23 protein-coding genes are annotated in these 23539 nt (G+C 68.0%); 13 read left to right on the top strand and 10 right to left on the bottom strand.

The window, feature by feature from the left end; genetic code table 11:
• Nucleotides 1–56: 56 nt before the first annotated feature.
• The 3 genes from WDM86_21145 (at nucleotide 57) to WDM86_21135 (ending at nucleotide 2521) form a co-directional block, all read left to right on the top strand.
• Complete coding sequence (locus WDM86_21145; protein ID MEI9992525.1) at nucleotides 57–986, top strand: hypothetical protein; 930 nt, start codon at nucleotides 57–59, stop codon at nucleotides 984–986.
• A gap of 85 nt (nucleotides 987–1071) precedes the next feature.
• The gene (locus WDM86_21140) at nucleotides 1072–2199 is read left to right on the top strand and encodes a class I SAM-dependent methyltransferase (GenBank protein ID MEI9992524.1); all 1128 of its coding nucleotides are present in this window, start codon (nucleotides 1072–1074) and stop codon (nucleotides 2197–2199) included.
• Between the two features lies 1 nt (nucleotide 2200).
• Nucleotides 2201–2521, top strand: a complete 321-nt coding sequence (locus tag WDM86_21135) for a hypothetical protein (protein ID MEI9992523.1) — start codon at nucleotides 2201–2203, stop codon at nucleotides 2519–2521.
• Nucleotides 2522–2524: 3 nt separating this feature from the next.
• On the opposite strand, the gene WDM86_21130 is transcribed toward WDM86_21135, so the two are convergent.
• The 4 genes from WDM86_21130 to WDM86_21115 are packed head-to-tail and all read right to left on the bottom strand — an operon-like array spanning nucleotide 2525 to nucleotide 5956.
• Complete coding sequence (locus WDM86_21130) at nucleotides 2525–3445, bottom strand: polysaccharide deacetylase family protein (protein ID MEI9992522.1); 921 nt, start codon at nucleotides 3443–3445, stop codon at nucleotides 2525–2527.
• The gene (locus tag WDM86_21125) at nucleotides 3442–4335 is read right to left on the bottom strand and encodes a polysaccharide deacetylase family protein (GenBank protein MEI9992521.1); all 894 of its coding nucleotides are present in this window, start codon (nucleotides 4333–4335) and stop codon (nucleotides 3442–3444) included. Before WDM86_21125 ends, WDM86_21130 begins: the two co-directional genes overlap by 4 nt.
• Nucleotides 4335–5012: an isochorismatase family protein gene (locus WDM86_21120; GenBank protein MEI9992520.1), complete on the bottom strand. Its 678-nt coding sequence runs from the start codon at nucleotides 5010–5012 to the stop codon at nucleotides 4335–4337. The genes WDM86_21125 and WDM86_21120 overlap by 1 nt, the downstream gene beginning before the upstream one ends.
• Nucleotides 5012–5956, bottom strand: coding sequence for a hydroxymethylglutaryl-CoA lyase (locus tag WDM86_21115; GenBank protein MEI9992519.1), 945 nt, complete (start codon nucleotides 5954–5956; stop codon nucleotides 5012–5014). The genes WDM86_21120 and WDM86_21115 overlap by 1 nt, the downstream gene beginning before the upstream one ends.
• 100 nt (nucleotides 5957–6056) lie before the next feature.
• Between WDM86_21115 and WDM86_21110 the strand changes: the two genes are divergently transcribed.
• Genes WDM86_21110 through leuD form a run of 3 tightly spaced genes read left to right on the top strand, consistent with a single transcriptional unit; the run spans nucleotide 6057 to nucleotide 9263 of the window.
• Complete coding sequence (locus tag WDM86_21110) at nucleotides 6057–7193, top strand: CoA transferase (protein ID MEI9992518.1); 1137 nt, start codon at nucleotides 6057–6059, stop codon at nucleotides 7191–7193.
• A 49-nt stretch (nucleotides 7194–7242) separates the two neighbouring features.
• The gene (locus tag WDM86_21105) at nucleotides 7243–8643 is read left to right on the top strand and encodes a 3-isopropylmalate dehydratase large subunit (protein MEI9992517.1); all 1401 of its coding nucleotides are present in this window, start codon (nucleotides 7243–7245) and stop codon (nucleotides 8641–8643) included.
• Nucleotides 8643–9263, top strand: a complete 621-nt coding sequence (gene leuD, locus WDM86_21100; GenBank protein ID MEI9992516.1) for a 3-isopropylmalate dehydratase small subunit — start codon at nucleotides 8643–8645, stop codon at nucleotides 9261–9263. Before WDM86_21105 ends, leuD begins: the two co-directional genes overlap by 1 nt.
• A gap of 66 nt (nucleotides 9264–9329) precedes the next feature.
• On the opposite strand, the gene WDM86_21095 is transcribed toward leuD, so the two are convergent.
• The gene (locus WDM86_21095) at nucleotides 9330–10088 is read right to left on the bottom strand and encodes an SDR family oxidoreductase (GenBank protein ID MEI9992515.1); all 759 of its coding nucleotides are present in this window, start codon (nucleotides 10086–10088) and stop codon (nucleotides 9330–9332) included.
• 162 nt (nucleotides 10089–10250) lie between these two features.
• Here WDM86_21095 and WDM86_21090 point away from each other — a divergent pair, with 162 nt between their 5' ends.
• The 5 genes from WDM86_21090 to WDM86_21070 are packed head-to-tail and all read left to right on the top strand — an operon-like array spanning nucleotide 10251 to nucleotide 14576.
• Complete coding sequence (locus tag WDM86_21090; protein MEI9992514.1) at nucleotides 10251–10946, top strand: peroxiredoxin-like family protein; 696 nt, start codon at nucleotides 10251–10253, stop codon at nucleotides 10944–10946.
• A gap of 6 nt (nucleotides 10947–10952) precedes the next feature.
• On the top strand, nucleotides 10953–12533 hold the full coding sequence (locus tag WDM86_21085) for an FAD-binding protein (protein MEI9992513.1): 1581 nt from the start codon (nucleotides 10953–10955) through the stop codon (nucleotides 12531–12533).
• A gap of 1 nt (nucleotide 12534) precedes the next feature.
• Complete coding sequence (locus WDM86_21080) at nucleotides 12535–12903, top strand: ferredoxin family protein (protein MEI9992512.1); 369 nt, start codon at nucleotides 12535–12537, stop codon at nucleotides 12901–12903.
• A gap of 54 nt (nucleotides 12904–12957) precedes the next feature.
• Nucleotides 12958–13764: an ABC transporter permease subunit gene (locus WDM86_21075; protein ID MEI9992511.1), complete on the top strand. Its 807-nt coding sequence runs from the start codon at nucleotides 12958–12960 to the stop codon at nucleotides 13762–13764.
• A 2-nt stretch (nucleotides 13765–13766) separates the two neighbouring features.
• Nucleotides 13767–14576 carry an ABC transporter ATP-binding protein gene (locus WDM86_21070; GenBank protein ID MEI9992510.1) on the top strand — a complete coding sequence of 270 codons (810 nt, stop codon included), beginning with the start codon at nucleotides 13767–13769 and terminating at the stop codon, nucleotides 14574–14576.
• A gap of 11 nt (nucleotides 14577–14587) precedes the next feature.
• Here the strand turns inward: WDM86_21070 and WDM86_21065 are convergent, their stop codons facing one another.
• Nucleotides 14588–15532 carry an ABC transporter substrate-binding protein gene (locus WDM86_21065; protein ID MEI9992509.1) on the bottom strand — a complete coding sequence of 315 codons (945 nt, stop codon included), beginning with the start codon at nucleotides 15530–15532 and terminating at the stop codon, nucleotides 14588–14590.
• Nucleotides 15533–15606: 74 nt separating this feature from the next.
• Here WDM86_21065 and WDM86_21060 point away from each other — a divergent pair, with 74 nt between their 5' ends.
• Nucleotides 15607–16455, top strand: a complete 849-nt coding sequence (locus WDM86_21060) for a LysR substrate-binding domain-containing protein (GenBank protein ID MEI9992508.1) — start codon at nucleotides 15607–15609, stop codon at nucleotides 16453–16455.
• Here the strand turns inward: WDM86_21060 and WDM86_21055 are convergent.
• The 4 genes from WDM86_21055 to WDM86_21040 form a co-directional block, all read right to left on the bottom strand.
• A complete protein-coding gene (locus WDM86_21055; GenBank protein ID MEI9992507.1) occupies nucleotides 16452–17540 on the bottom strand; it encodes an LLM class flavin-dependent oxidoreductase in 1089 nt (362 codons plus the stop codon). The genes WDM86_21060 and WDM86_21055 overlap by 4 nt on opposite strands.
• Before the next feature lie 90 nt (nucleotides 17541–17630).
• The gene (locus tag WDM86_21050) at nucleotides 17631–19190 is read right to left on the bottom strand and encodes a rhodanese-like domain-containing protein (GenBank protein MEI9992506.1); all 1560 of its coding nucleotides are present in this window, start codon (nucleotides 19188–19190) and stop codon (nucleotides 17631–17633) included.
• A 2-nt stretch (nucleotides 19191–19192) separates the two neighbouring features.
• Complete coding sequence (locus WDM86_21045; protein ID MEI9992505.1) at nucleotides 19193–19801, bottom strand: hypothetical protein; 609 nt, start codon at nucleotides 19799–19801, stop codon at nucleotides 19193–19195.
• Nucleotides 19801–22335, bottom strand: a complete 2535-nt coding sequence (locus tag WDM86_21040; GenBank protein MEI9992504.1) for a TonB-dependent receptor — start codon at nucleotides 22333–22335, stop codon at nucleotides 19801–19803. Before WDM86_21040 ends, WDM86_21045 begins: the two co-directional genes overlap by 1 nt.
• Before the next feature lie 254 nt (nucleotides 22336–22589).
• Here WDM86_21040 and WDM86_21035 point away from each other — a divergent pair, with 254 nt between their 5' ends.
• On the top strand, nucleotides 22590–23441 hold the full coding sequence (locus tag WDM86_21035) for a TauD/TfdA family dioxygenase (GenBank protein MEI9992503.1): 852 nt from the start codon (nucleotides 22590–22592) through the stop codon (nucleotides 23439–23441).
• Nucleotides 23442–23539 lie beyond the last annotated feature (98 nt).

The following is a 23539-nucleotide window of genomic DNA, read 5'->3' as shown; positions in this document are numbered from 1 at the left end:
TTCCTTGCCTAGGCCGAATGTTCGCGCCGCGGCGCCCAACTTGCGGCGGAGCCCTCGTGGCCGACTGGACGACGCATACCGATCCGCAGCTTCTGCGCTTCTGCTTCGCGACCGTCGGCGCGCCCGATCTCGCGGCGTTCGAGCGCTGCTATGCGGAATGGATGGGCTATCGCGTGGCGGAGCGCGGCCTTGTCGCGGCGGAGCTGGCGCGGAGCTGGGGCACGCCGGCCGCCGCCGGCCAGCCCTATGTCCTGCTGCATTCGTCCGGCGACAGTCAGGTGTTCATCCGCGCCGTGCGGACGCCGCCGGCGCCGGCCTATCGCGCGCTCACGACCTTCGGGTGGAACGCGATCGAGATCATCGTCGACGATCTCGACGCCCTCAACGCCCGGCTGGCCGTTTCGCCCTTCCGCGTCATCGGCGCGCCGCGCCCGCTGGCCGCGATGCCGTCGATCCATGCCATGCAGGTGATCGGCCCGGCGCAGGAGTGCCTCTATTTCACGACCGAGACCGGCGACCGTGACGCCTCCATCCTGCCGAAGCCATCGGCGCCGGTGGACCGGCCTTTCATCCTGGTGGTCGCCGGCCCCGATTTCGCCGCGATGCACCGCTGGTATGTCGAACGTTTCGACATGAAGCAGCGTCCGATCCGCGCCAGCCGCGCCGGCGTCGTCGTCGCCGCGCAGGGACTTGGTCCCGACGATACGTTTCCGCTCACGACCGTGGGCTTGCGCGAGCATGGCTATCTGATCGAGATCGATGGCTATCTGACGGGCGAAGGACGCATCGCCGGCCCGCGCGCGGTGGCGCCGGGCCATTTGCCGCCGGGCAACGCCATGGCGAGCTTTCTCGTCACCGACCTCGATCGCGTGCGCGACATCGCCATCGCGCCGCCCGCGCGGCGCGATGGGCCGGGCTATGACGGGCGGCTCGCCTGCACCGTGCGCGGCGCCGCCGGCGAGCTCGTCGAGCTCATCCAGGCCTGAGGTTTATTTGTCCTATTAATAAAGCAAAACGATTGCGGCGCCCCGGCCGATCTGCTTTGCTTGATGCGTAAAGCGAGGTGTCTCCATGAAGGTCCGCGATCTCCAGCACGAGCTTCTTCCCGCGACCAGCGCCGACCAGAAGGCGCGGCAGGAGGCGGTGGTGTCGATGCGCCGCTTCCTCAACACGCGTGTGCGGCCCGGCAATGTCGATCTTTTCGCGCGCGAAGGCGCGCCGGCCTTCGCCGAGAAGCATGGCCGCCAGCCGCAATCGCCCGACGATGTCGAGGAGGCGCTGTTCCTGTCGCCCGGCTACCGGCTGTGGAGCGCGGCCAACCGCGCGGCGCAGGAGATGATCTGGGTTTCGGTGGGCGAGCCGCTTTATGCCGACATCGATCGCATCTCGGCGGCCACCCTCCGCCTGATCAACGCGCCGGACAAGAAGGGCTCGCTGGATCTCGATCCGGCCTACCGTCCGTCGCCCGAAGTCGCGGATGTCGATATCCATCTGCAGCCCGGCGGCTACGCGCTGGATCGCGGCGCCGACGATGTCGTGGCCGGCGCGCTCTATGAGACCGGCGGCAACGTCTTCGCCTTCGGCCAGGGCATCGGCCGCAGCGACAGCAAGGCCGCCGTCGTCGTGCGCCTGCTCGACGAAAAATTTCCCGACGTCGCGCCGCCGCGCCGCATCCTCGACATCGGCTGCTCCGCCGGCTCGGCGTCCGCCGCCTATGCCGCGCAATATCCGGACGCGGAGGTTCACGCCGTCGACATCGGCGCGGGCATGTTGCGCTACGCCCATGCGCGCGCCGAGTCGCTGGGCGTCGCCGTGCACTTTCACCAGATGGATGCCTCGGCGCTGAAATTCGAAGACGGCACGTTCGATCTGGTCGTATCGCACAATCTGCTGCACGAGATCGGCGCCGAGAAACGCCAGGCGATGATGAAGGAGGCATTCCGCGTCGTCCGTCCCGGCGGCGTCGTGGTGCACCAGGATGTCGCCATTCGCAAACTGCCGACGCTGGTCCACCAGGTCGAACGCAACTGGGACACCGGGTTCAACGGCGAGGTGCACTGGCACACCTATCAGACGGCGGATCTGACGGCCGACATGCTGGCGGCCGGTTTCACGCCGGCGGACATCGTCGAGCACGATCTCGCCGGCATCCACGGCGCCAATCGCTGGTATGCGATCAGCGCGCGCAAGGAAGGCTGACATGGCGAGCCCCGCTGACGCGATCGTGGCGCTGATCTCCTCGGCCCGGGGCGCGCGGCCCCACAGCCTGGACAACCTCGAAGTGGAGGAAGCGCTCAACATCTCGCTGGCGCTGCTGGTCGAGCTCGCCGTCTCGAACGAGCGGATCGACCGGCTGGAGCGTCTCCTGGCGGAACGGGTCGGCCTGCCGCTCGACGAGCTGCGCCAGCTTCGCTTCGACGGCACGGCGGCGGAGGAGCGTCAGGCGTCGCTCGATGCGCTGATGGCGCGCGTGCTGCGCATCCTCATCGATCCGCGCGAGCCGAAAGACCGCGCCGCCTGATCGTCAGCCGGCCTCGCTTTTCAGCCACGCATCGACGATCGCGCCACCCGGCGCGAACCATGCCCCCGGGCGCGCCGCCAAGGCGCCGAGCAGCGTCTCGAACGCGCCGATGCGATAGGGCAGGGCCATGATATAGGGCGTGACGTTCAGCGGCAGCATCCGCCCGCCATAGGTCTTCGCCTCGCCCGCCAGCCAGTCGAAGGCGTCGAGCATCTGCTCTCCATAGCTGTCGGCCGATTGCTGCTGCACCGTGATGATCTGCCGGTCGGACAGCTCGTGGTTGAGCGGCAGGTTGATGAGCCCGTTGTTGAAGCGATAGGGCAGCTCGTCGTTCACCCAGTCGCAGCAATAGGTGAAGCCGGCTTCCTTCAGCAGGTTCGGCGTGTTCCAGCTCTGGGAACGCGCGATGGACAGCCAGCCGCGCGGACGAACGCCCGTCGCTTTCTCCAGCGTCTGCGCTGTCTTGGCGATCAGCGCGCGCTCGTCGGCTTCGGCGAGGCCGCTGGCGATGGTGCCGTTCATGTCGGTGGAATGGGCGATGATCTCGTGGCCGGCCGCGCCGATATCGGCGATGATCTGCGGATAGCGTTCCGCGATCGCGCCGTTTGCCGCGACGGAGACCGTGACGCCGGCCTTCGCGAAGGCGTCGAGCAGCCGGTAGAAGCCGACCCGCGTGCCGTATTCCCGCGCCGTGTAGTGGCGATAGTCGGGATAGGGCGTCTGCATATGGCCCGGCGCGCGGAACGGCTTGTCCGCCGGATCGAGCGGAAACCATTCCAGGTCGACGCAGACCCAAATCGCGACCGTCTTGCCGTCCGGCCAGCGCACCGGTTTGCGGTCGCGTAGCGCCGACCACGGATAAAGATCGTGGTCGTAGCCGCGGCGGCGCTTGGGATATTCGAGATAGGTGGGATCCAGACTCATCCGGCATCTCCGGTTTGCAAGCGCCAGGCATCGACGATCTCGCCGGCCCGCGCGATCCAGGCGCGTCCGTCGCGCGCGATGTGCTCCAGTACGCGCTCGAACGGCCCGACGCGGTGCGGCTGTCCGATCAGATAGGCATGCAGCGGAATGCACATCACCGTGCCGGAGGCGGCGCCCTCGGCGGCCAGCCGGTCGAACTGGCGCAGCAGCGTATCGGCATAGGCGCGCGGGCTCATATTGTAGATGAAGAAGCCATAGTGATCGTTGACTTCCAGGCTGTAGGGGATCGAGGCGAGCTTGCCGCTCTTCACCTTCACCGCCTGCACCTGGTCGTCGTGATAGAGGTCGCAGGTGTAGTCGAGCCCGTATTCGGCGATCAGGTCGAGCGTGCGCGGCGTGTGGGTGAGGGCGGGCGCCAGCCAGCCGCGGATCTTCTGGCCGGTGGCGGCGGCGACGGTGCGGATCGAATCCTCGATGATGGCGCGCTCCTGCGCCTCGTCCATGCCGTAGGTGTAGCGCGTGTTGTAGATGCCGTGGCTGAAGAACTCCCAGCCGCGCTTGGCGCCGTCCTCGACGACCTCGGGATGATGCTGGCACAGCGCGACCGACAGGCTCACCGAGCCGGGAAAGCCGTGTTTGCTCATCGCCTCGGCCATGCGCCAATGCGACACGCGGTTGGAATGGTCGCGATGCGAATAGCCCACCACGTCGGGATGCGGCTTGGTCCAGCTCTTGCGGAACGGATTGGCCGGCGGATCGATCTCGTAATATTCCAGGTTCGGCGCCACCCACACCGCCACCGTCTTGCCGCCCGGCCACACGATCTTCGGCCGGCCCCGATAGGCCTGGAAGTCGTACAGTTCCGGATCGGCCTTGCGCGCGCCGTCCATCAGCGCGTCTCCAGCCAGTCGATCACGGCCTGCACCGGCTCGACATCGGCGTATTTGAGCTGCAGATCGGTCAGGTTGGCGAAGTGATAGCTCTCGTGCTTGTCGGCGCAGGTCTCGATCGGAACGATCGTGCGATAGCCGCGGCTGAGCGATTCGACGGCGGTGGCGCGCACGCAGCCCGAGGTCGATCCGCCCGTCACCACCACGGTGTCGACCTGATGCCACACGAGATAGCTCGCCAGCTGCGTCTCGAAGAAGGCCGAGGGCATGCGCTTGGTGAACTGCAGGTCGTTCGGATCGATCTCGCAGCGCGAATCGAATTTGTGCCGCTCGCTGTCGTATTTGATGTTCTGCAGCGAATCCGGCGTGTCGGTGCGGGTGCCCCACACGCCGGCGTCGCCGGCATCGTCCTTGTAGGCGACCCGGCTCCAGATCACCGGCATGCCCTTTTGCCGCGCCAGCCGCGAGATCGTGTTCACATATTCGATCTGGCGCGGATCGGTCTCATAGGCGGTCTTGAACAGGTCGATCCGCGTATAGGCCTGCTGGAAATCGACGTTGACGATCGCCAGCTTGCGCCCGAAGCCGAACTTCTTGCGCGCCGAATTGGCCATCACCTCTTCGAACAGCTGCCGCGCCGTCTTGTCTTCGCGGATCATCTTCGTGCCCAACACCATTACGCGGTCTCCTGAATAGCGATTTTCTCGGGCGTGAAGCCCAGCGGCAGGCCGGCGTCCGGCGTGAAGCCGTAAAGCGGCTCGCCCGGCAGGGCCTCGGCCAGGATGGCGCGCACCTTGAGCAGCGCCTCCAGGTCGATGCCGGTGTGCAGGCCCATCGCCTGCAGCATGAACACCAGGTCCTCGGTGACGATATTGCCGCTCGCGCCGGGCGCGAACGGACAGCCGCCGAGGCCGCCGAGCGAACTGTCCACCGTCGTCAAGCCGCACTCCAGCGCGGCGAGGACATTGGCGAGGCCGAGCCCTCTTGTGTTGTGCAGGTGGATGCCCGTCAGCGCCTTGTCGCCCACCACGCCGCGCACCAGTGCGACGAGATGTTTCACCGCGGCAGGGTCGGCATAGCCGGTGGTGTCGGCAAGCCCCACTTCGTCGCAGCCGGCCTGCATTAACCCTTCGGCGAGCCGCGCGATCTGCGCGTCGGGGATCGCCCCTTCGATCGTGCAGCCGAAGACGGTGGACAGGGAGCCCTCGAAATGCGGCCGCCGCATCGGCGGCAGCGCACGGATCAAGGCCGCGATCTCGCGTGCCTCCGCGAGGACCTGCGCATGGGTGCGCCTGAGATTGGCCAGGCTGTGGCTCTGCGATACCGACAGCGGCAGCGTGATCTTGTCGGCGCCCGCCGCGATCGCCGCCTCGGCGCCCTTCGCATTGGGCACCAGGACGGCCACCGTCAGGCCCGGCACGGTCTTGGCGAAGGCGACGACCTCGGCGGTATCGGCGAGCTGCGGCAGGAGTTTCGCCGGCACGAAGCTGCCGACCTCGATCTCGCGCACGCCGGCGGCGGCCTCGGCCGCGATCCACGCCTTCTTTGCCGCGAGCGGCATGACCGGCTTGATGCTTTGAAGGCCGTCCCGGGGACCGACCTCGCTGACCAAAATGTCCATGCCGCGCGCGAACCGTAGCTTGCTTATTGTCATAAGAGTATATCAAATCAGTTCGCGCTGTCGAGGGCAGCCGCGGGAGAAACCGGGAAGCAGATTCAGCATGGATGCGTTGCCGCTTGCAGGGCTCAAAGTCGTCGAATTCACGCACATGGTCATGGGCCCGTCGATCGGCATGATCCTGGGCGACCTCGGCGCCGACGTCGTGAAGGTCGAGCCGGTCGGCGGCGATCACACGCGGCGGCTGCTCGGCTCGGGCGCCGGGTATTTCCTGATGTTCAACCGCAACAAGCGCAGCATCTGCCTCGATCTCAAGACCTCCGAGGGCCTCGCCACGGCGCGCCGCCTGATCGAGAAGGCCGACGTGCTGGTGGAGAATTTCCGCCCCGGCGCGCTCGAAAAGCTCGGCCTCGGCGCCGACAGTTTCGCGCAATCCAACCCGGGCCTCGTCTATTGTTCGGCCAAGGGCTTTCTTACCGGGCCCTACCAGGATCGAACGGCGCTCGACGAGGTGGCCCAGATGATGGGCGGCCTCGCCTATATGACCGGCCCGCCCGGCCGGCCGCTGCGCGCCGGCGCTTCGGTGATCGACATCGCGGGCGGCATGTTCGGCGTGATCGGCATCCTGGCGGCGCTGCGCCAGCGCGAGTGCACCGGCAAGGGCGGCACGGTCAAGTGCTCGCTGTTCGAGACCACGGCGTTCTTCGTGGGTCAGCACATGGCACAGAAGGCCGTCACCGGCGAGGCGGCCCGGCCCATGCCGGTCCGCATTTCGGCGTGGTGCATATACGACGTGTTCGAGACACGGCGCGAGAACGAGCAATTGTTCGTGGGCGTGGTGAGCGACAGCCAGTGGGTTTCGTTCTGCAAGGCGATGGCGCTCGACGATTTCGCCGCCGATCCGAGCCTCGCCACCAACAACCAGCGCGTGCTGGCGCGCGACCGGATCCTGCCGAGCGTGCGCGATGCCTTCGCGCGCATCGCCCGCGCCGACCTGGTGCGGCTGCTGGAGACCATCGGCCTTCCCTTCGCGCCGGTGGCGCGGCCCGAAGAGCTGTTCGACGATCCGCATCTGCGCGCGGATGGCGGGTTGGTGGAGGTGACCGTTCCCGACAACGGCAAGACGCGGCTTCCCGCGCTGCCGATCGAGTTCGACGGCGCCCGCGCGGGTCTTCGACACGACATTCCCCTGGCCGGCGCCGACGGCTCCGCGATCCTGCGTGATTTCGGGCTGGTCTAGCGATGCGCGGGATGGGACATTGCGCTGCGCCGTGCGCGGGGGCCGGGTCGTGAGCGGCACGCTGTTCGAGAAGATCTGGAACGCGCATCTGGTGTCGGAGATCGGCCCGGGCACGGGCCTCATTCTCGTCGACCGCACGCTGCTGCACGAGCGCACCGGCGGCGTCGCGCTGAAAAGCCTGCTGGCGGCCGGCCGCAAGGTCTATGCGCCGCGCCAGGCTTTCGCGGTGATGGACCACATCGTCGATACGCTTCCGGGCCGCGGCGACAAGACGATGATGCCGACCGGCACCGAGTTCATCCGGGCGACACGCGAGGGCGCGCGCGCCGCCGGCATCCGGCTATTCGATCTCAATGACCCCAACCAGGGCATCGTCCATGTGATGTCGCCGGAGCTCGGCATCGTGCTGCCCGGCACGACGCTGGTCTGTCCCGACAGCCACACCTGCACCCAGGGCGCGCTCGGCGCGCTCGCCTGGGGCATTGGCTCGACCGAGGCCGAGCACGCCCTCGCGACCTCCACCCTGCGCGTCAAGCGTCCGCGCACCATGCGCGTGACGATCGACGGCACGCTGGCGCCCGGTGTCACGGCCAAGGATCTGGCGCTCTATCTTCTGGGCAAGTTCGGCGTCGCCGGCGGCAAGGGCCATATCGTCGAATATGCGGGCAGCGCCGTGCGCGCGCTCGATGTCGAAGGCCGGATGACGCTGTGCAACATGGCGACGGAGTTCGCCGCCTTCTCCGCCATCATCGCGCCGGACGACGCGGTCTTCGCCTATCTCGAGGGCCGCCCCTTCGCGCCGACCGGCGCGATGTGGGCCCGCGCGGTCGAAAGCTGGTCGGCGCTGCGCAGCGACGACGACGCGCGCTTCGATACGGAGCTTGCGGCCGACGCGCGCGATGTCGCGCCGATGATCACCTGGGGCACCAGCCCGCAGCAGGTCGTCGCGCTGGACGGCGAGGTCCCCGCCTTCGCCGCCGGCCACTCCGCGCGGGAGGCCTATGACCGCGCCCTTTCCTACATGGCGCTCGAACCGGGCCAGCGCCTGGCCGGGCTGCCGATCGACGCGGCCTTCATCGGCTCCTGCACGAACAGCCGGTTGTCCGATCTGCGCCGCGCGGCGGCGATCCTGCGGGGGCGGACGGTCAAGCCGGGCGTGCGGGCGATCTGCGTGCCGGGATCGACCGAAGTCCGCCGCCAGGCCGAAAGCGAGGGGATCGACAAGGTGTTCCTGTCCGCCGGTTTCGAATGGCGCGAATCGGGCTGCTCGATGTGCTTCTTCGCCGGCGGCGAAAGTTTCGGCCCGCGCCAGCGCGTCGTGTCGTCCACCAACCGCAATTTCGAAAGCCGCCAGGGGCCGCAGACGCGCTCGCACCTCGCCTCGCCCGAGACCGTTGCCGCCTCCGCCATCGCCGGCGCGATCGCCGATCCCAGAAAGCTCGGGCGTTGATGGAACCGTTCACCGTGCTCACCGCCATCGCCATGCCGCTCCTGCGCGACAATATCGACACCGACATCATCATCCCGTCGCGCGAGATGCGTTCGGTATCGAAGAAGGGGCTGGCCGATGGCCTGTTCGCCGGCTGGCGCTACCGCGCGATCGGCGGGCGCGAGCCCGATCCGGACTTCGTCCTGAACGATCCGGCCTATGCCCAGGCCCGCATCCTCTTGACCGGCGCCAATTTCGGCTGCGGTTCGAGCCGCGAGCATGCCGCCTGGGCGCTGGGCGAATACGGCTTCCGCGCGATCGTGGCGCCGTCCTTCAATCCGATCTTCCGCGCCAATTGCGTCGCCAACGGGATCGTGCCGGTGGTGCTGGCGGCGGATGTGGTGTCCGCGATCGCGCAATCGATCCTGCCGCGGCCGGCCGCCGCGCCGGTCACCGTCGACCTGGTGCAGCAGCTCGTGCGCACCGCGCAAGGCGCGCTCTACTCGTTCCAGATCGATGCGGAGGCTCGCCAGATGTTGCTGGAGGGGCTCGATGCCGTCGAGTTGACGCTGAAGCAGGAAGACCGCATCGCCGCCGCGCGCAAGGCCGACGCCGAGGTTAGGCCCTGGGTCTATCTTTAGGCCGGGCGCTCGAAAGCGGGTGCCTGGGGTCGATGCCGCGGCGTGTCTTTCGTGTCTGCCGCGCGATCAGTAGTCGATCACGCCCGGCGTGCCGCCGCCGGCCGCGATCGTTTCGCCGTTGATGGCGACGCTTTTGGGAGAGGCGAGGAATGCCACCAGCCAGGCGATCTCGGTCGCGTCCACGATCCGCCCGATGGTCGCGTTGGCCGCGTATTTCGCCGCCGCTTCGGCGTCGGTGCGTTCGGTCCGCGTCGCGCCCGGATGGATCGCGTTGACGTTGACGCCACGGCCGCCGAACTCGTCGGCGAGGTTCTTGGTGATCGCGCTGACCGCCGAATTGCGCACCGAAGCGACATAGTGGCCCGAACGGCGCGCCGCCAGTCCCCCGATATTGATGATGCGTCCCCAGCCGGCCGCCAGCATGAGCGGCGCCGCCGCGCGCGCGGTTCGCAGATAGCCCGCGACCTTGACGTTCACGTCGCCGAGCAGATCGTCCGCGGTGAACTGGTCGAGACGCGCCGCCGGCGCCGCGCCGCCCGGCTGCGCCGCGTTGTTCACCAGGATGTCGATGCCGCCGAGCGTCCTGGCCGCCGCGTCGATGAAGGCCGCGACCGACGCGTCGCTCGCCGTGTCGACCGCGATCGGAACGAAGCGTGCATCGCCGGCAGCGCCGAGCTCGCGCGCGGTCGCCGCGAGCCGTTCTTCGTTCCGCGCCCCGATGACGACATCGACGCCCTCGCCGGCCAGTTCGCGTGCGATGACCTTGCCGATCCCGCGGCTTCCACCGGTGACGACGGCGCGCCGGCCCCGAAGCTGAAGATCCATGCGATGCTCCCGTGTTCGCGTTCCGGCCGCCCGGTCGCAATGTCGTTCCGCCCAGCCACCCGGCCAATTGAGTTTAACTCGACGCCATGTTGAGAAAAGCTGTCTGGCGGAGCCCCCGGCCATCCCGCACCGTTGCGTTCGGCAATAGCATGGGAGGCCGGCATGGCACTGGAAAAGACGGAATCGGTGCGCGATCTGCTCGCGCAGCTCCACGCGGAACGGGTCGCGACCTGGAAGCCGGAAGATCTCCAGGTGAACATCGATCAGCGGGCGCTGCTGGAACGGACCGCCGACCGGGACGGCTTCGTCAAGCCGGGCGATGCGGTGGCGCCGTTTACCTTGCGCGAGGTTGGCGGCGCCGATCTGTCGCTCGACGCGGTTCTGGCTCGGGGGCCGGCCGTTCTCGTCTTCTTCCGCTTCGCCGGATGTCCCGCCTGCAACATCGCGCTGCCCTATTACCAGCGCAAACTTCATCCGGAACTTGAGCGGCTGGGCGCCACGCTGATCGCCGTCAGCCCACAGCGCGGCGACCGGCTGGTCGAGATCAAGACGCGCCACGATTTCCCGTTCCCCGTCGTGACCGATGCCGACAACGCGCTGGGACGCGCCTTCGGCATCCTCTACAGCTTCGACGAGCCGTCGCGCCGCGCCGCGCTCAAGAAGGGCACGCCGATCGGCGATGTCACCGGGACGGGAACCTGGGAGTTGCCGATGCCGGCGGTGATCGTGATCGGACAGGACCGGGTCGTCGCCTTCGCCGATGTGAGCCCCGACTGGCTGGCGCGGACCGAGGCGGAGCCGGTCGTGGAAGCGGTCCGAAAGCTGGCGGCATCGTCGCAGTCGATCGCCGCCGAATAGCGGGCAATGGAGCGCGATGCCCTCATCTATGAGGCCGATGTCCTGGTGATCGGCGGCGGGCTGGCGGGCACCTGGGCCGCCGTCGCGGCGGCGCGGGCCGGCGCAACCGTGATCCTCGCCGAAAAGGGCTATTGCGGCACGAGCGGCGTGACGGCCTCCGCCGGTCCCGGCCATTGGTGGGTCCCGCCGGGCAAGCGGGCCGAGGCGGTCGCGGCACGCAATGCCCGTGCCTTCGGCCTGGCCGATACGAGCTGGATGGCGCGCATCGTCGAGACGACATGGGAGAGCATCCCACGGCTCGCCGGCTACTACCGCTTCTCGTTGGACGACGGCGGCGCGCCGCGCCATCGCGCTCTGCGCGGGCCGGAATATATGCGCGCCATGCGCCGCTATGCCGAAGACAGCGGCGTTGCCATCCTGGACCAGTCGCCGGCCCTCGAGCTTCTCCGGCACGCCGATGGCTCGGTGGCGGGCGCCGCCGGCTATGCGCGTCAGCGCAGGAGGCCGTGGCAGGTTCGTGCCGCGGCGGTGGTCCTTGCGAGCGGCGGCTGCGCCTTTGCCTCGCATCTCCTCGGATCGCGCACCAACACCGGCGACGGCCTGTTGATGGCGGCGGAGGCGGGCGCGCGCCTCTCCGGCATGGAATTCACCAGCTATTACACGGTGGCGCCGGCCTGGTCGTCGATGACGCGCTCGATGTCCTTCGCCTTCGCGCGCTATTTCGACGCCGCCGGCCGCGAGCTTCCGATTCCGCCGGGACAGGACGCGACCCGCACGCTGGCGCGCGCTTTGCTGGACGGACCGGTGTTCGCGACGCTGGAGCGCATGCCGGCGGAGATCCGCGCCGTCCTGTCCCGGATTTCGCCGAATTTCCTCCTGGCGTTCGATCGCGCCGGCGTCGATCCGTTCACGCAGCGCTTCGAGATCGCCTTGCGGGGCGAAGGCACGGTGCGCGGGATCGGCGGCCTTCGGATCGCCGACCGCGCCTGCCAGACCGACGTGCCGGGCCTCTTCGCGGCGGGCGACGCGGCGACGCGCGAACTGATCGCCGGCGCGACCTCGGGCGGCGGCGCGCAGAATTCGTCCTGGGCGCTGTCGTCCGGCCAATGGGCCGGAGAGGGCGCCGCGCAGAGGGCGCGTATGCTCGGCCGCCGCGCGAACCGGCGGGTCGAGCGCATCGGCGGCGCGGGCCTGCGCTCCGGCGCGGCGCGCGCCGCCAGCGAGCAGGAGACGGCCGCGCTCATCGACCTCATCCGCGACGAGAACCTCGCTTACGACAAGAACCTTTTCCGCAGCGAGGAAAAGCTCACCCGCTCGCTGGCAAAGCTCGACGGCGCCTGGAGCGAGATCCGCTCGCGGAGCGCACCGTCCGGTGCCGCATCGCTGCGCCTGCGCGAGATCGCGGCGATGCTCGCCGCGTCGCGCTGGAGCGGCCGCGCGGCGCTGGCGCGCGGCGAAAGCCGCGGCATGCACCAGCGAACGGACCGGCCGGCGACGGAGCCCGCGCTGGCGCACCGGCTGATCGCGTCCGGCCTCGATCGCGTCGAGATCGCGGCGGACGTCGCGCCTCAGACCAAGGTGGCGTGAGATGATCGAGCTGATCGTGGCGGCGCGGTGCACCGGCTGCAATGTCTGCGTCAAGGTCTGTCCGACCGATGTCTTCGACGTGTCCGACAACGGCCCGCCGCGGATCGCGCGCCCTTCCGCGTGCCAGACCTGCTTCATGTGCGAGCTTTATTGCGACGCCGACGCGCTCTATGTCGGGCCCGATTGCGCGGCGTCGGGCGCCGTCGAAGAACAGGCCCTGTTGGCGCAGGGCGCCCTGGGCCGCTATCGGCGCGATTCCGGCTGGGGCGCGTGGTCTTCCGACCCCGATCACAGCAACGAGCATTGGCGCATGGAACTGGTCTTCGCTCTGGCCCGCGCTCTCGACAGCGCGGATACCCCGCCGCGATGAGGGACTTGCCGCGCCCACCTATTATATAGTAATTCTATAGACTTTGGAGGGTCTATGGCCACGCTTGTCGTTCCTCGCCCCCTGTCGGAGAAGGCGGGGCAGATCGCGCAGATTGCCGCGCGCGGCCTTAGCCCGGCGCTCATTCTCCTCGCCTGGCAGGCGGCCTCGTCGGTCGGGCTGATCCCCGAGCGCACGCTGGCGTCGCCGCTGCATGTGCTGGGCACATTCTGGACGCTCATCGCCGATGGCGAACTGACGGACAATCTTCTGGTCTCGCTGCGCCGCGCGATGGAGGGCCTGGCGATTGGCGTGAGCCTGGGAACGGTTTTCGCGCTGATCTCCGGTCTGTCGCGCCGTGGCGAGACCGCGATCGACGCGCCGCTGCAGATTCTGCGCGCCGTCCCGTTTCTCGCGCTCGTCCCGCTGTTCATCCTGTGGTTCGGCATCGGCGAGACCCCGAAGATCGCCCTTGTGGCGCTCGGCACCGTCTATCCGATCTACCTCAACCTCTATTCCGGCATCCGCGGCATCGACAAAAAGCTCCTGGAGGCCGGCCGGACCTTCGGCCTCAACCAGTGGCAGCTTTTGCGCCACGTCGTCCTGCCCGGCGCCTTGCCGTCCTTCCTCATCGGCCTGCGCTACGCGATGGGCATCTCCTGGCTGAGCCTGGTGGTCGCCGAACAGATCAACGCGTCGAGCGGGATCGGCTATCTCATCATGTCGGCGCGAGATTTCATGCGCACCGACATCATCGTGGTCGGCCTGATGGTCTACGGGCTTCTCGGGCTTCTGACCGACGTCATCATCCGCACGCTGGAGCACCGGGCGCTTGCCTGGCGTCCCTCGATCCTGAAAGGCTGACCATGTCGCTCGACCAAACGCCGCTGGCGGCAAGACAGACGGGCGTGGCGGTCCGCGGCCTGAGCCGCCGCTTCGGCGCCGTGACCGTGCTCGACCATCTCGACTTCGACATCGCGCCGGGCGAGTTCGTGGCGCTCCTGGGCCGTAGCGGCTCCGGCAAGACGACGTTCCTGCGCACGCTGGCGGGCCTGGATCCCGTCACCGAAGGGCAGGTCGCCGTTCCCGCAACGCGGGCGGTCGTGTTCCAGGAACCGCGGCTGATGCCGTGGAAGAAAGTCTGGCAGAACGTCACCCTCGGCTTGAACGGCCGCGACGTGCGGGCGCGGGCGGTGCAGGCGCTGACCGAGGTCGGGCTGGCGCACCGGCTGGACGCCTGGCCGGCCACGCTGTCCGGCGGCGAAGCGCAGCGCGCGGCGCTGGCCCGCGCGCTGGTCCGCGAACCGAAGCTCCTTCTGCTCGACGAGCCCTTCGCGGCGCTGGACGCGCTCACGCGCATCAAGATGCACCAGCTCGTCTCCGCCCTCTGGGCGGCGCACAAGCCGAGCGTTCTTCTGGTCACGCATGACGTGGACGAGGCGCTGCTCCTGGCCGATCGCGTGCTGGTGCTCGGCGAGGGACGCATCCAGAAGGAGATCGCGATTGCCGAGCCGCATCCGCGCGATCGCGCCATGGTCGGCTTCTCGCTGATGCGGGCCGAGCTTCTCGCTGCTTTGGGCGTCGAAGTGCATCCGCCCGCGCCGCAGGACGTTCAGCCCAAGGCGCCGCAGCAGCGCCGCGGCGGCACGCCCGTCCTCGTTTCGGCGACCGGCTGACGCGCCGCCGCTCAGCGGGCCAGGATGCTGTTGAACGACGCGTCGAACGCCGTGGCCACGTCCGGCGCGCTGCTGATCGCTCCCGCCGCGCGATAGACTGCGATGCCGCTGGCGAGCGAGCCGATCACCGCCCGGTCGATCGGCACGGTCACATAGTTCTGCCGGGCGATCACGGCCTGCGCGACGGCGAGCGGCAGGCCCGTTTCCTTCGACCAGACGGCGGCGAATTCGGCCTTGTGCGCCACCACCCATTGCCGCGCCTTCGCCAGCCGCTTCAGGAAATCCGCAAGCTGGGCGCGCTTTGTCGTAATCGCGTTCACGCTCGCGGCCTGGAAGCCATAGCCCGGCAGCAGGCCGTTGCCGTTCGCCACGACATGGGCCTTGTCCTGGTTGATCGCGAGCGCGACATAGGGATCCCAGATCGCCCAGGCTTCGATGGAACCGCTTTCCAGCGCCGCTTTCGCGCTGCCGGGATCGAGGAACACCAGCGTGACGTCCTGCGGCTTCAGCTTGGCCTGCGCCAGGGCCTTCAGGAGCAGGTAATGCCCGATCGAGCCGCGCGTCGTGCCGACGATATGGCCTTTCAGATCGGCGGCGCGGCGGATCGGCGAATTGGGCAGCGCGACGATGGCGACGCTGTCATGCACGTCGGCGTGATAGACGGAGACGACCTTGATCGGCGCGCCGGCCGCGAAGGCGAACAGGAACGGGCCGTCGCCGACGCCGCCGGTGTCGATGGCGCCCGCGTTCAGGGCTTCGAGCAGCGGCTGGGCCGCGGCGAACACGTCCCATTCGATGTGGTAGGGCACGTCCTTCAGGACTCCGGCCGCCACCATAACCGCCTGTGTGCTTCCTTTTTGATCACCGACCTTGAGCACGCTTTCGGCATGGGCCAGCGCGGGCAGGGCAGCCAATAAAGCCCATGCCAGGAACGTTGCGCGACGAAGCGTGTTCATTGTCGATCACCATACACTATCAAACTAGTAGAGATTAAGGTACAAGTCGTTCTCTCGCAAGCGATGCAGGCGCCATGGTCACCAATCTGCCGACAGAACTTCTGCGAAGCTTCGCCGCGATCGTCGACACCGGCTCGATGGCGAAGGCGACGGAGCGCGTCTTCGTCACGCAGTCCGCGCTCAGCCTGCAGATCAAGCGCCTCGAGGAACTCCTGCAGCGTCCGCTGTTTCTGCGCGAAGGCGCGCGCAAGCTCGTCCTGACGCCGGCGGGAACCGAGCTGCTCGCCTATGCCAGGCAGATGCTCGACATCAACGACCAGGCCGTGGTGTCCTTGCGCGGCGAAGCCGTGCACGGGCCGGTCCGCGTCGGCATGGTGCAGGATTTCGCGGAAGTGCTGCTGTCCGGCGTCCTTCGGCAGTTCACGCTGCTTCATCCCGAAGCCCAGCTCGAAGTGCGCGCGGCGGGCACCGCCGAGCTGCAGGAACATCTGCGCGAAGGACGGCTCGACGTCGCGCTGTGTGTTTCGCCAATCGAAGAGCGCGAAGTCATCCGGCGCGCCCAGACGCTGTGGATCGGCGATGCCGCGCTCGCCGAACGGGAGGTTCTGCCGTTGGCCGTGCTCACCGAACCCTGCGCCTTTCGCAACATCGCCCTGAAGGCGCTTGAAAAGGCGGACATCGCCTATCGCGTCGTGGTGCAGACGCCGCATCTGACCGGCCTGCGCGCCGCCGTCGCCGGCGGCCTCGGCGTCACCTGCCGCACGCCGCTCTTCATCGGCGGCGCCGGGCTGGGCGCCATCGAATCCAACCGGCTGCCCTATCTCCCCGAGATCGCCTACGCGCTCTATGCCCGCAACGCGGAGAGCCCGTCGGTGGCGCGGCTCGGCGCGCTGGTGCGCAAGGCGGTCGAAGACCTGCCTTAGCCGGCCTTCTTCAGCGCCTCGCGCTCGCGCACCAGCTTGCGGACCACCGGGACGAGATTGGTGCCGTAGTCGACCGCATCGTCATAGGGATCGAAGCCGCGGATGAGGAAGGTCGTGACGCCCAGCTCGTAATATTCGAGCAGCGCCTCGGCCACCTGCTCGGGCGTGCCGACGAGGGAGGTCGAATTGCCCTGCGCGCCGGTGAGCGCCGCGACGCCGGTCCACAGCCGCTTGTCGAGGCGGCTGCCCTGCGAGGCGGCGGCCAGAAGCCGCTTGGAGCCTTCGTTCGGCGGGCGATGGCCAGAGATCGGCAGGCCGCGCGTCGCGCGGATCTCCTTCACCTGTTCGAGGATGCGGTCCGCGCGCGCCCAGGCCGCCTCTTCCGTGGCGGCGAGGATCGGGCGCAGCGACAGGCTGAACCGCGGATTGCGGCCATGCGGCGCCGCCGCGGCGCGCACCCGCGCGATGGTCTCGCGCACCTGGGCCTGCGTCTCGCCCCACAGCGCATAGACGTCGGCATGCTTGCCGGCGACCGGGATCGCGGCTTCCGACGAGCCGCCGAAATAGACCGGAATGTGCGGCGCCTGCACGCTCTTGACGGAGGAGAAGCCCTGTTCGACCTGGTAGAACTTGCCGCGATAGTCGAACGGCTTCTCGGCCGTCCATTCGAGCTTCACGATATCGAGATATTCCGAGGTCCTGGCATAGCGCTCGTCCTTGGTCGTGTGGTCGCCGTCGCGCGCCATTTCCGCGTCGTCGCCGCCGGTGATGATGTGCACCGCGGCGCGGCCCTTGCTGAGCTGGTCGAGCGTCGCGAACTGCCGCGCGGCGATGGTCGGCGCGGTGAAGCCGGGGCGGTGCGCGATCATCAGGCCGAGGCGCGTCGTGACCGACGCGGCATGGGCGCCGATCAGGATGCTTTCCGGCGACGACGATCCGAACGCGATCAGGACGCGGTCGAAGCCGCCATCCTCGTGCGCCCGCGCCACCTTCTCGATGTAGTCGAGCTGGATCGTCGGGCCGGCCGCCGGCCGGGTCTCGGAGACTTCATGCGTGTTCACGAAACCGATGAATTCGACGCTCACGGGCCACCTATCTCTAGCTATCGAGTAGAGATTAGCCGGCGGGCCGGCCGCTGCAAACCGAGTTCGGGAAATGTCGCCGTTGAGAAAAAGTCAAAGGACGCGGAAACCGTGGGTTCCATCGCGCGCGAGCTGCTCCACGAGGCCGAATTCCCAGTCGAGATAGGCCTGCATGGCGCTTGCCGGGTTGTCGGTTCCCTCGTAGGGGCGGCGGTAGCGGTCGGTCGGCGCCGATGCCGCCCGCGCGATTCCGCCTTCGACCGGCAGGCCGGCGGAGCGCCAAGCGGCATTGCCGCCGTCCAGCACGTGGACCGCGACCCCTTCCGCCGCGAGATCGCCGGCGGCGTAGCGGGCGAGCGCCCCGTCGGGCGAGGTGAGCACGGTGATCGCGCTGCGCGGCGCGGCGTTGAGCGCGTCGCGCAATTCGGCGCGGATCGCGAACCAGGCGCCGGAAATATGCGCCTTGGCGAAGGCGGCGCTGGGCGACAGGTCGAACACCGTCGCATGCGCGCTGCGCACAAGGTCGTCCAGCTCGGCCGGCGCCAGCGTCTCGACCTGCGGCAGCGGCGGGCGCCGCGGCTTCCACGGCCCGGTCTCGGTCGCGGACGTCTTTGCGTCCGCGTCCAGCACGAAGACCTGCCAGTTCATCTGCGCCAGCCACGAACCCGTCATGTCGGCGCGGATTCCGGTGTCGTCGCCGAGCACGATGCGCGCCCCGCGCACCGGCGCGAAGACGTCGGTCTCCTGCACCAATTGCCCGCCCGGTGCGCTGCGAAAGCCCGGCAGATGTCCGGCGGCGTATTCCTCCGGCGTGCGCACGTCGAAGCGATAGGTCGTCCGCGCCTGGTCGTAGAGCAGGGTGGGCAGTTCGTTCAGGGCGATGCGCTTCACGCCGGCGCGGTCGGCCAGCGCCCGCGCCTGGACGGCGGTGTCCGCGTCCTGCGGCGCCTGTGGTGCCCGCCGCGCCGCGCCGTGTTCGAGGGTCTGCCCGGCCAGCGTCCATCCGATCGTGCCGTTGCGCAGCGCGTACACCTTGTTGGCGATCCCGGCGTTGACCAGCGATTGCGTTCCGATCAGGCTGCGCGTCCGCCCGGCGCAGTTGACGATCACCGTCGTGTCGCGGCGAGGCGCGAGGGCGCCGACGCGATAGACGAGTTCGCCGCCCGGCACGCTGATGCTGCCGGGGATGTTCATCGTCTCGTACTCGTCGAAGCGGCGAGCATCCAGGACGACGACATCGGCTCGCGTATCGAGCAGAGACTTCAGCTCTTGCGCCGACAAGGACGGGGTGTGCCGCACGGATTCGACCAGCTCGCCGAAGGCTTTGCTCGGCGTGTTCACGTCGCGGAAGATCTCGCCGCCGGCGGCGCGCCAGCCGTCGAGCCCACCCTCCAAGGCGGACACCTTGCTGTAGCCGAGTGCATCCAGCGCCTTGGTGGCGCGGGCGACGAGGCCCTCGCCATTATCGTAGAGAACGATCGCGACGTCCTTGCGCGGGATGCGGTCGAGGATCTCGAGTTCGAGCGTGCTCAGCGGCAGCGAGGCGGCGAACAGCGGGTGGGCTTCGGCGAAGACGCCTTCCTCGCGCAGATCGACCAGCGCGATCTCGCGACCGGCCGTCAACTGCTCGCGGACCCACGCGGTCGTGCGCACGCTCAACGCAGATCCCTTTCCTTCGACCGGTCCCAGATATTCGGGAGCGAGGCGTTGGAATATCCCGAGATGAACGGCTTTTCCGCGCCGTCGGCCTGGAACGTGGCGCGCCGCACCGCGCCGATATTGGCGCCATAGACATGGATGCTGATCGAGACGCGATCGTCATAGGCGTTCCGCACCCGGTGGATGTCGCCGGTCTGCGGCGAAACGGAATCGATGGCGCCGGGCTTCAGCACCGCTTCGTCGCCCTCGCTATGCAGGCCGGCGCGGTCGCGCATATAGCGTTGCGCCAATTCGGCGCCGCGCAGCACGCCGACCAGGCCCCAGACCGTGTGATTGTGGATCGGCGTGGCCTGTCCGGGTCCCCACACGAAGCTCACCAGCGAGAAGCGCTCCTCGGAATCGCAGTGCAGGAGATATTGCCGGTAGCGTTCTGGATCGGGCTGCGCGAACGCGTCCGGCAGCCAGTCGTCCTTCGCCACCAGATGGGCCAGGATGGCCGATCCCTCGGCGAGCGTCTCCGTCACCGATTTCGACAGGCGGGAAAGCCGCGAGAATTCGCCCGCCGCCTGGCGCAGCCGCGCGGCACCGATGGATTGCGCTGGCACTAGAGTGCTCCGAGCTTGATGCCCACCCTTGTATAATAGAATCCGCCGCTGATGCCGAACGGGGAGAAGTTGCCGTACTCCCCCATGCCGGAATTGGCGTCGACCGGCCCGATCTTGTCCGGATAGATGTCGAACAGATCGTCGGCGCCGACCGTGAGCGAGAACGTATCGGTCAGGTCGTAGGTGAGCGCCAGGTTCGTGATCCATTTGGGACTATAGGTCCTGTCGCTGGCCAAAGCGGGACTGACCGCCGGATCGACCGTGCCGCGCTCGGTATAGGAACCGTAGCGCGTGACCTGCAGATGGACGTCGAACGGTTCGAGCGCCCAGTCGCCGGTCAGGATCAGCTTGCTCTTCGGCGTGGCCACGGTCAGGTCGCCTTCGCGCTGGTATCCGACCAGCGCGATGCCGTGGCCCTGCAGCACCGCCGGCGTGGCATTGACGCGCGTGATGTCGGTCTCGACCCAGGAATAGGCCGCGCTCAGATTGAGCGCTCCGGCTTCGTCCAGGTCCCATCCGTAATCGCCCACGAAGTCGATGCCGTGGGTGCGCGTCGACACCGCATTGGTGAAATACTGCACGATCGTGTTGGTCGGATAGCCCAGCGGCGTCAGCACCGAATTGACGAAGGTCTCCTGCGCGCTGCCGGGCAGGCCGCCGATATTGCCGCTCAGCAGGATGCGGTTGTGGACGTTGATCTGGTAGGCGTCGACGGACAGGTTGAGGTTGTCGACCGGCTGCGCGGTGAAACCGACGCTGTAGTCCTGCGAGGTCTCCGGCGTCAGCGGCTGGGCGCCGAGGGCGAGCGCGCCGGTCTTGAACACCGGCAGGACCTGCACGCGGTAGATGTCGTTGATCTTGGTGATCGGGTTGTACTGGCCGCTGAAGGTCGGCGTCGAGAATATCTCCTGCGCGAGCGACGGCGCGCGGAAGCCGTTGCTGATCGTCCCGCGGACGGCATAGCCGGGAAGAAACTCGTAACGGGTGGTGACCTTGCCGCTGGTCGAATCGCCGACGGTGCCGGTGAAGTGCTCGAAGCGGCCCGCCAGGCCGACATACCAGTTGTCGGTGATGCTGGTGTCGAGATCGACATAGGCCGCGTAATTGTCGCGGTTGATCGAGCCCGCGTCGGCCGGCGTCGCGGCGGCATAGGACGACAGGCCGGGGATCGGGTTCAGCCCGGCATGCGGCTGGCCGGCCGGAATGATGTAGTTCCCGATGGCATAGGAGAGCGGATCGCCGGCGCCGATCGAGAACCATTCGAAGCGGTGCTCCAGCCCGAACGAGACATCGAGCGGCTTGGCGAGCCCGATCTCGAACGGGCGGGTGACGTCGAGCGTGTTGGTCCACTGTTCGAAATCGTGCCGGCTCAGGTGGAAGGATGTCGGGCTCGCCGGGCCGAGCGTCGCGTTGATGGTGTGCCGGCCGTCGAGGTTCGCGTAATCCTGCGCGAAGCTCGAACTCAGATCCCAGAGCCAGTTGTCGACCTCGCCCTTGGCGCCCCAGGTCGTCTGGTAGTCCCACTCGTTGATGATGCGATAGGCCTGGAAGCCGTTCGGAAAGATCTCCGGCAGCGAATTCAGGTTGGACGGCAGGAAGCTGCCGGTGTTCTTTTGCGTATAGCGATGGCTCACCGTCGTATCGGAATAAAGAGTCACATCCGACCCAAGCGGCACGCCGGCATTGTAGGAGAGGCTGTAGAGCTTGTCGTCCGCGCCGCCATAGGGGTGGCCGAACGCCTTGCGATCGATCGTCGCCTCGCGCGGATCGGGAACGCCGCCGGCCAGCAGGTTATAGAGATAGGGCGTCGTCGCCGCCTCGTTGCGATACCACGGCGCGGAGCTGCGGGCATCGGCGGCGAAATGGATGTAGCCGTCGCCGAACAGCGGCAGGCCGTAATCGGCCGCCTCGTGCAGGCTCAGCCCGTCGCCCTGGTAGTTGAGGCCGGCGGTGGTGTCGGAGGCGCCGCCGTCGGTTCCGTCCTTCAGGATGATGTTGATGACGCCGGCGATGGCGTCCGAGCCGTATTGCGCCGCCGCGCCGTCGCGCAGCACCTCGACATGGTCGATGGCCGCGACCGGGATCAGGTCCAGGTCCACCGGCACGCCGCCATTGCCGACGCGGGCGAGGTTGTTGATGAGCGCCGTGGTGTGGCGCCGCTTGCCGTTGATCAGATAAAGCACCTGGTCGCCGTTGAGGCCGCGCAGGGTCGTCGCGCGCACCGCCCAGGACGTCCCGCCGCCATTGACGCCCGGCAGATTGAACGACGGGATCAGGGTCTGGAAGACTTCCTTGAGCGCGCCGCGGCCGTTCTCCTGCAATTGCCTGCCGCCGATGACGTCGATCGGAACCGGGCTGTCCGCCACCGTGCGGTGCTGCGTGCCGCGCACGCCGGTCACCACCACCGTCTCCACGGACGATACGGCGTCGGCGGTCGCGTTGCTCGCGATGACCTGCGCCTGGGCCTGTGCCAGGCCGGCGAGCGATCCGCCGAGAAGCAACGCCGTTCGAAACGCAACGCATTTGGCCGACATGAGGAACCCCGCCCATTCAAGGACGCCGCGTTCGCGGCGATCCTTAATCTCTATCAAATTACTATAGTTTGATACCGGCGGGTTCCGAAGCCGTAAATCGAGAGTTTCTCATATCCAGATTGAGCCGGCCGAAACGGCGCACGGCGCGGCATCTTGGGCGAAACTCACGCCCGCGATGAGAACTTCTGATTGGCGCCGGTTTGGCGTCGCACGCTTAATCGCGCGGCATCGCTGCCCGAAAAAGGAGAACTCCCATGAGCTCGGCCGCCCGCAAGATCGACACGGCGCACAATCCGCTCGCCGTCACCAAACTCAGTCCCGTGATCGGCGCGGAGGTCGGCGGCATCGATCTGCGCGATCCGCTGTCGCCGGAATTGCGCGACGAACTGCATCGCCTGCTTCTCGAACACAAGGTCCTGTTCTTCCGCGACCAGGACATCGACAACGAACAGCATCTCGCCTTCGCGCGGAATTTCGGCAAGCTCTACGACCATCCGTCGGGCGGGCTCGAAAAGCACCGCACCATCCAGCCCATCGACTCGCGCGAATTCGCCAAGCGCGGCTACAGCGTGCGCGAGACGCATTGGCACACCGATACGAGCTGGCGCATCGATCCGTCCTTCGGCGCCGTTCTGCGCGCGGTGAACATCCCCGATGTCGGCGGCGACACGATCTGGGCGAATGGCGGCGCCATCCTGCGCGGCCTGCCGGACGATCTGCGGGAGAAGATCGACAGCCTTTATGTCATCCACGACTTCCAGTCGGCGCTCAAGGCGGCCGGCGTGCGCTATCCTCTGGTGGCCCATCCGATCGTCCGCACCCATCCGGAAACCGCAGAGGACATCTTCTGGGTGAACTGGAGCCTCAAGCCGCGCATCGTCGATCTCGACCGTGCCGAGAGCGATGCGTTGCTGGCGCGGCTCTATGACGAGGTGAAGCGGCCCGAATACCAGGTCCGTTTCCGCTGGCGCAAAGGCTCGATCGCGTTCTGGGACAATCGCGCCACGCTCCACTACGCGGTGCGCGACTATGGCGATTTCCCGCGCGTGATGGAGCGCGTGCTGATCGCCAGCGACGACATCCCCTATCGCGTCCGCAAGGAATAGCCGTCCGGCGCGGGCAGCCCGGCCGGGCCGCCCGCGCCGCCGCCGGCCGAGAGGTGCGGCCGCGATGCCTCCGGTGGACGCCGTGGTTCCGCCGCCGC

The sequence above is a fragment of the Rhizomicrobium sp. genome (assembly GCA_037200045.1).
In the GTDB taxonomy this organism is placed as follows: Bacteria; Pseudomonadota; Alphaproteobacteria; order Micropepsales; family Micropepsaceae; genus Rhizomicrobium.
Note: the sequence above shows the minus strand (reverse complement) of the source record. Positions and strands in the feature narration are given on the sequence as shown.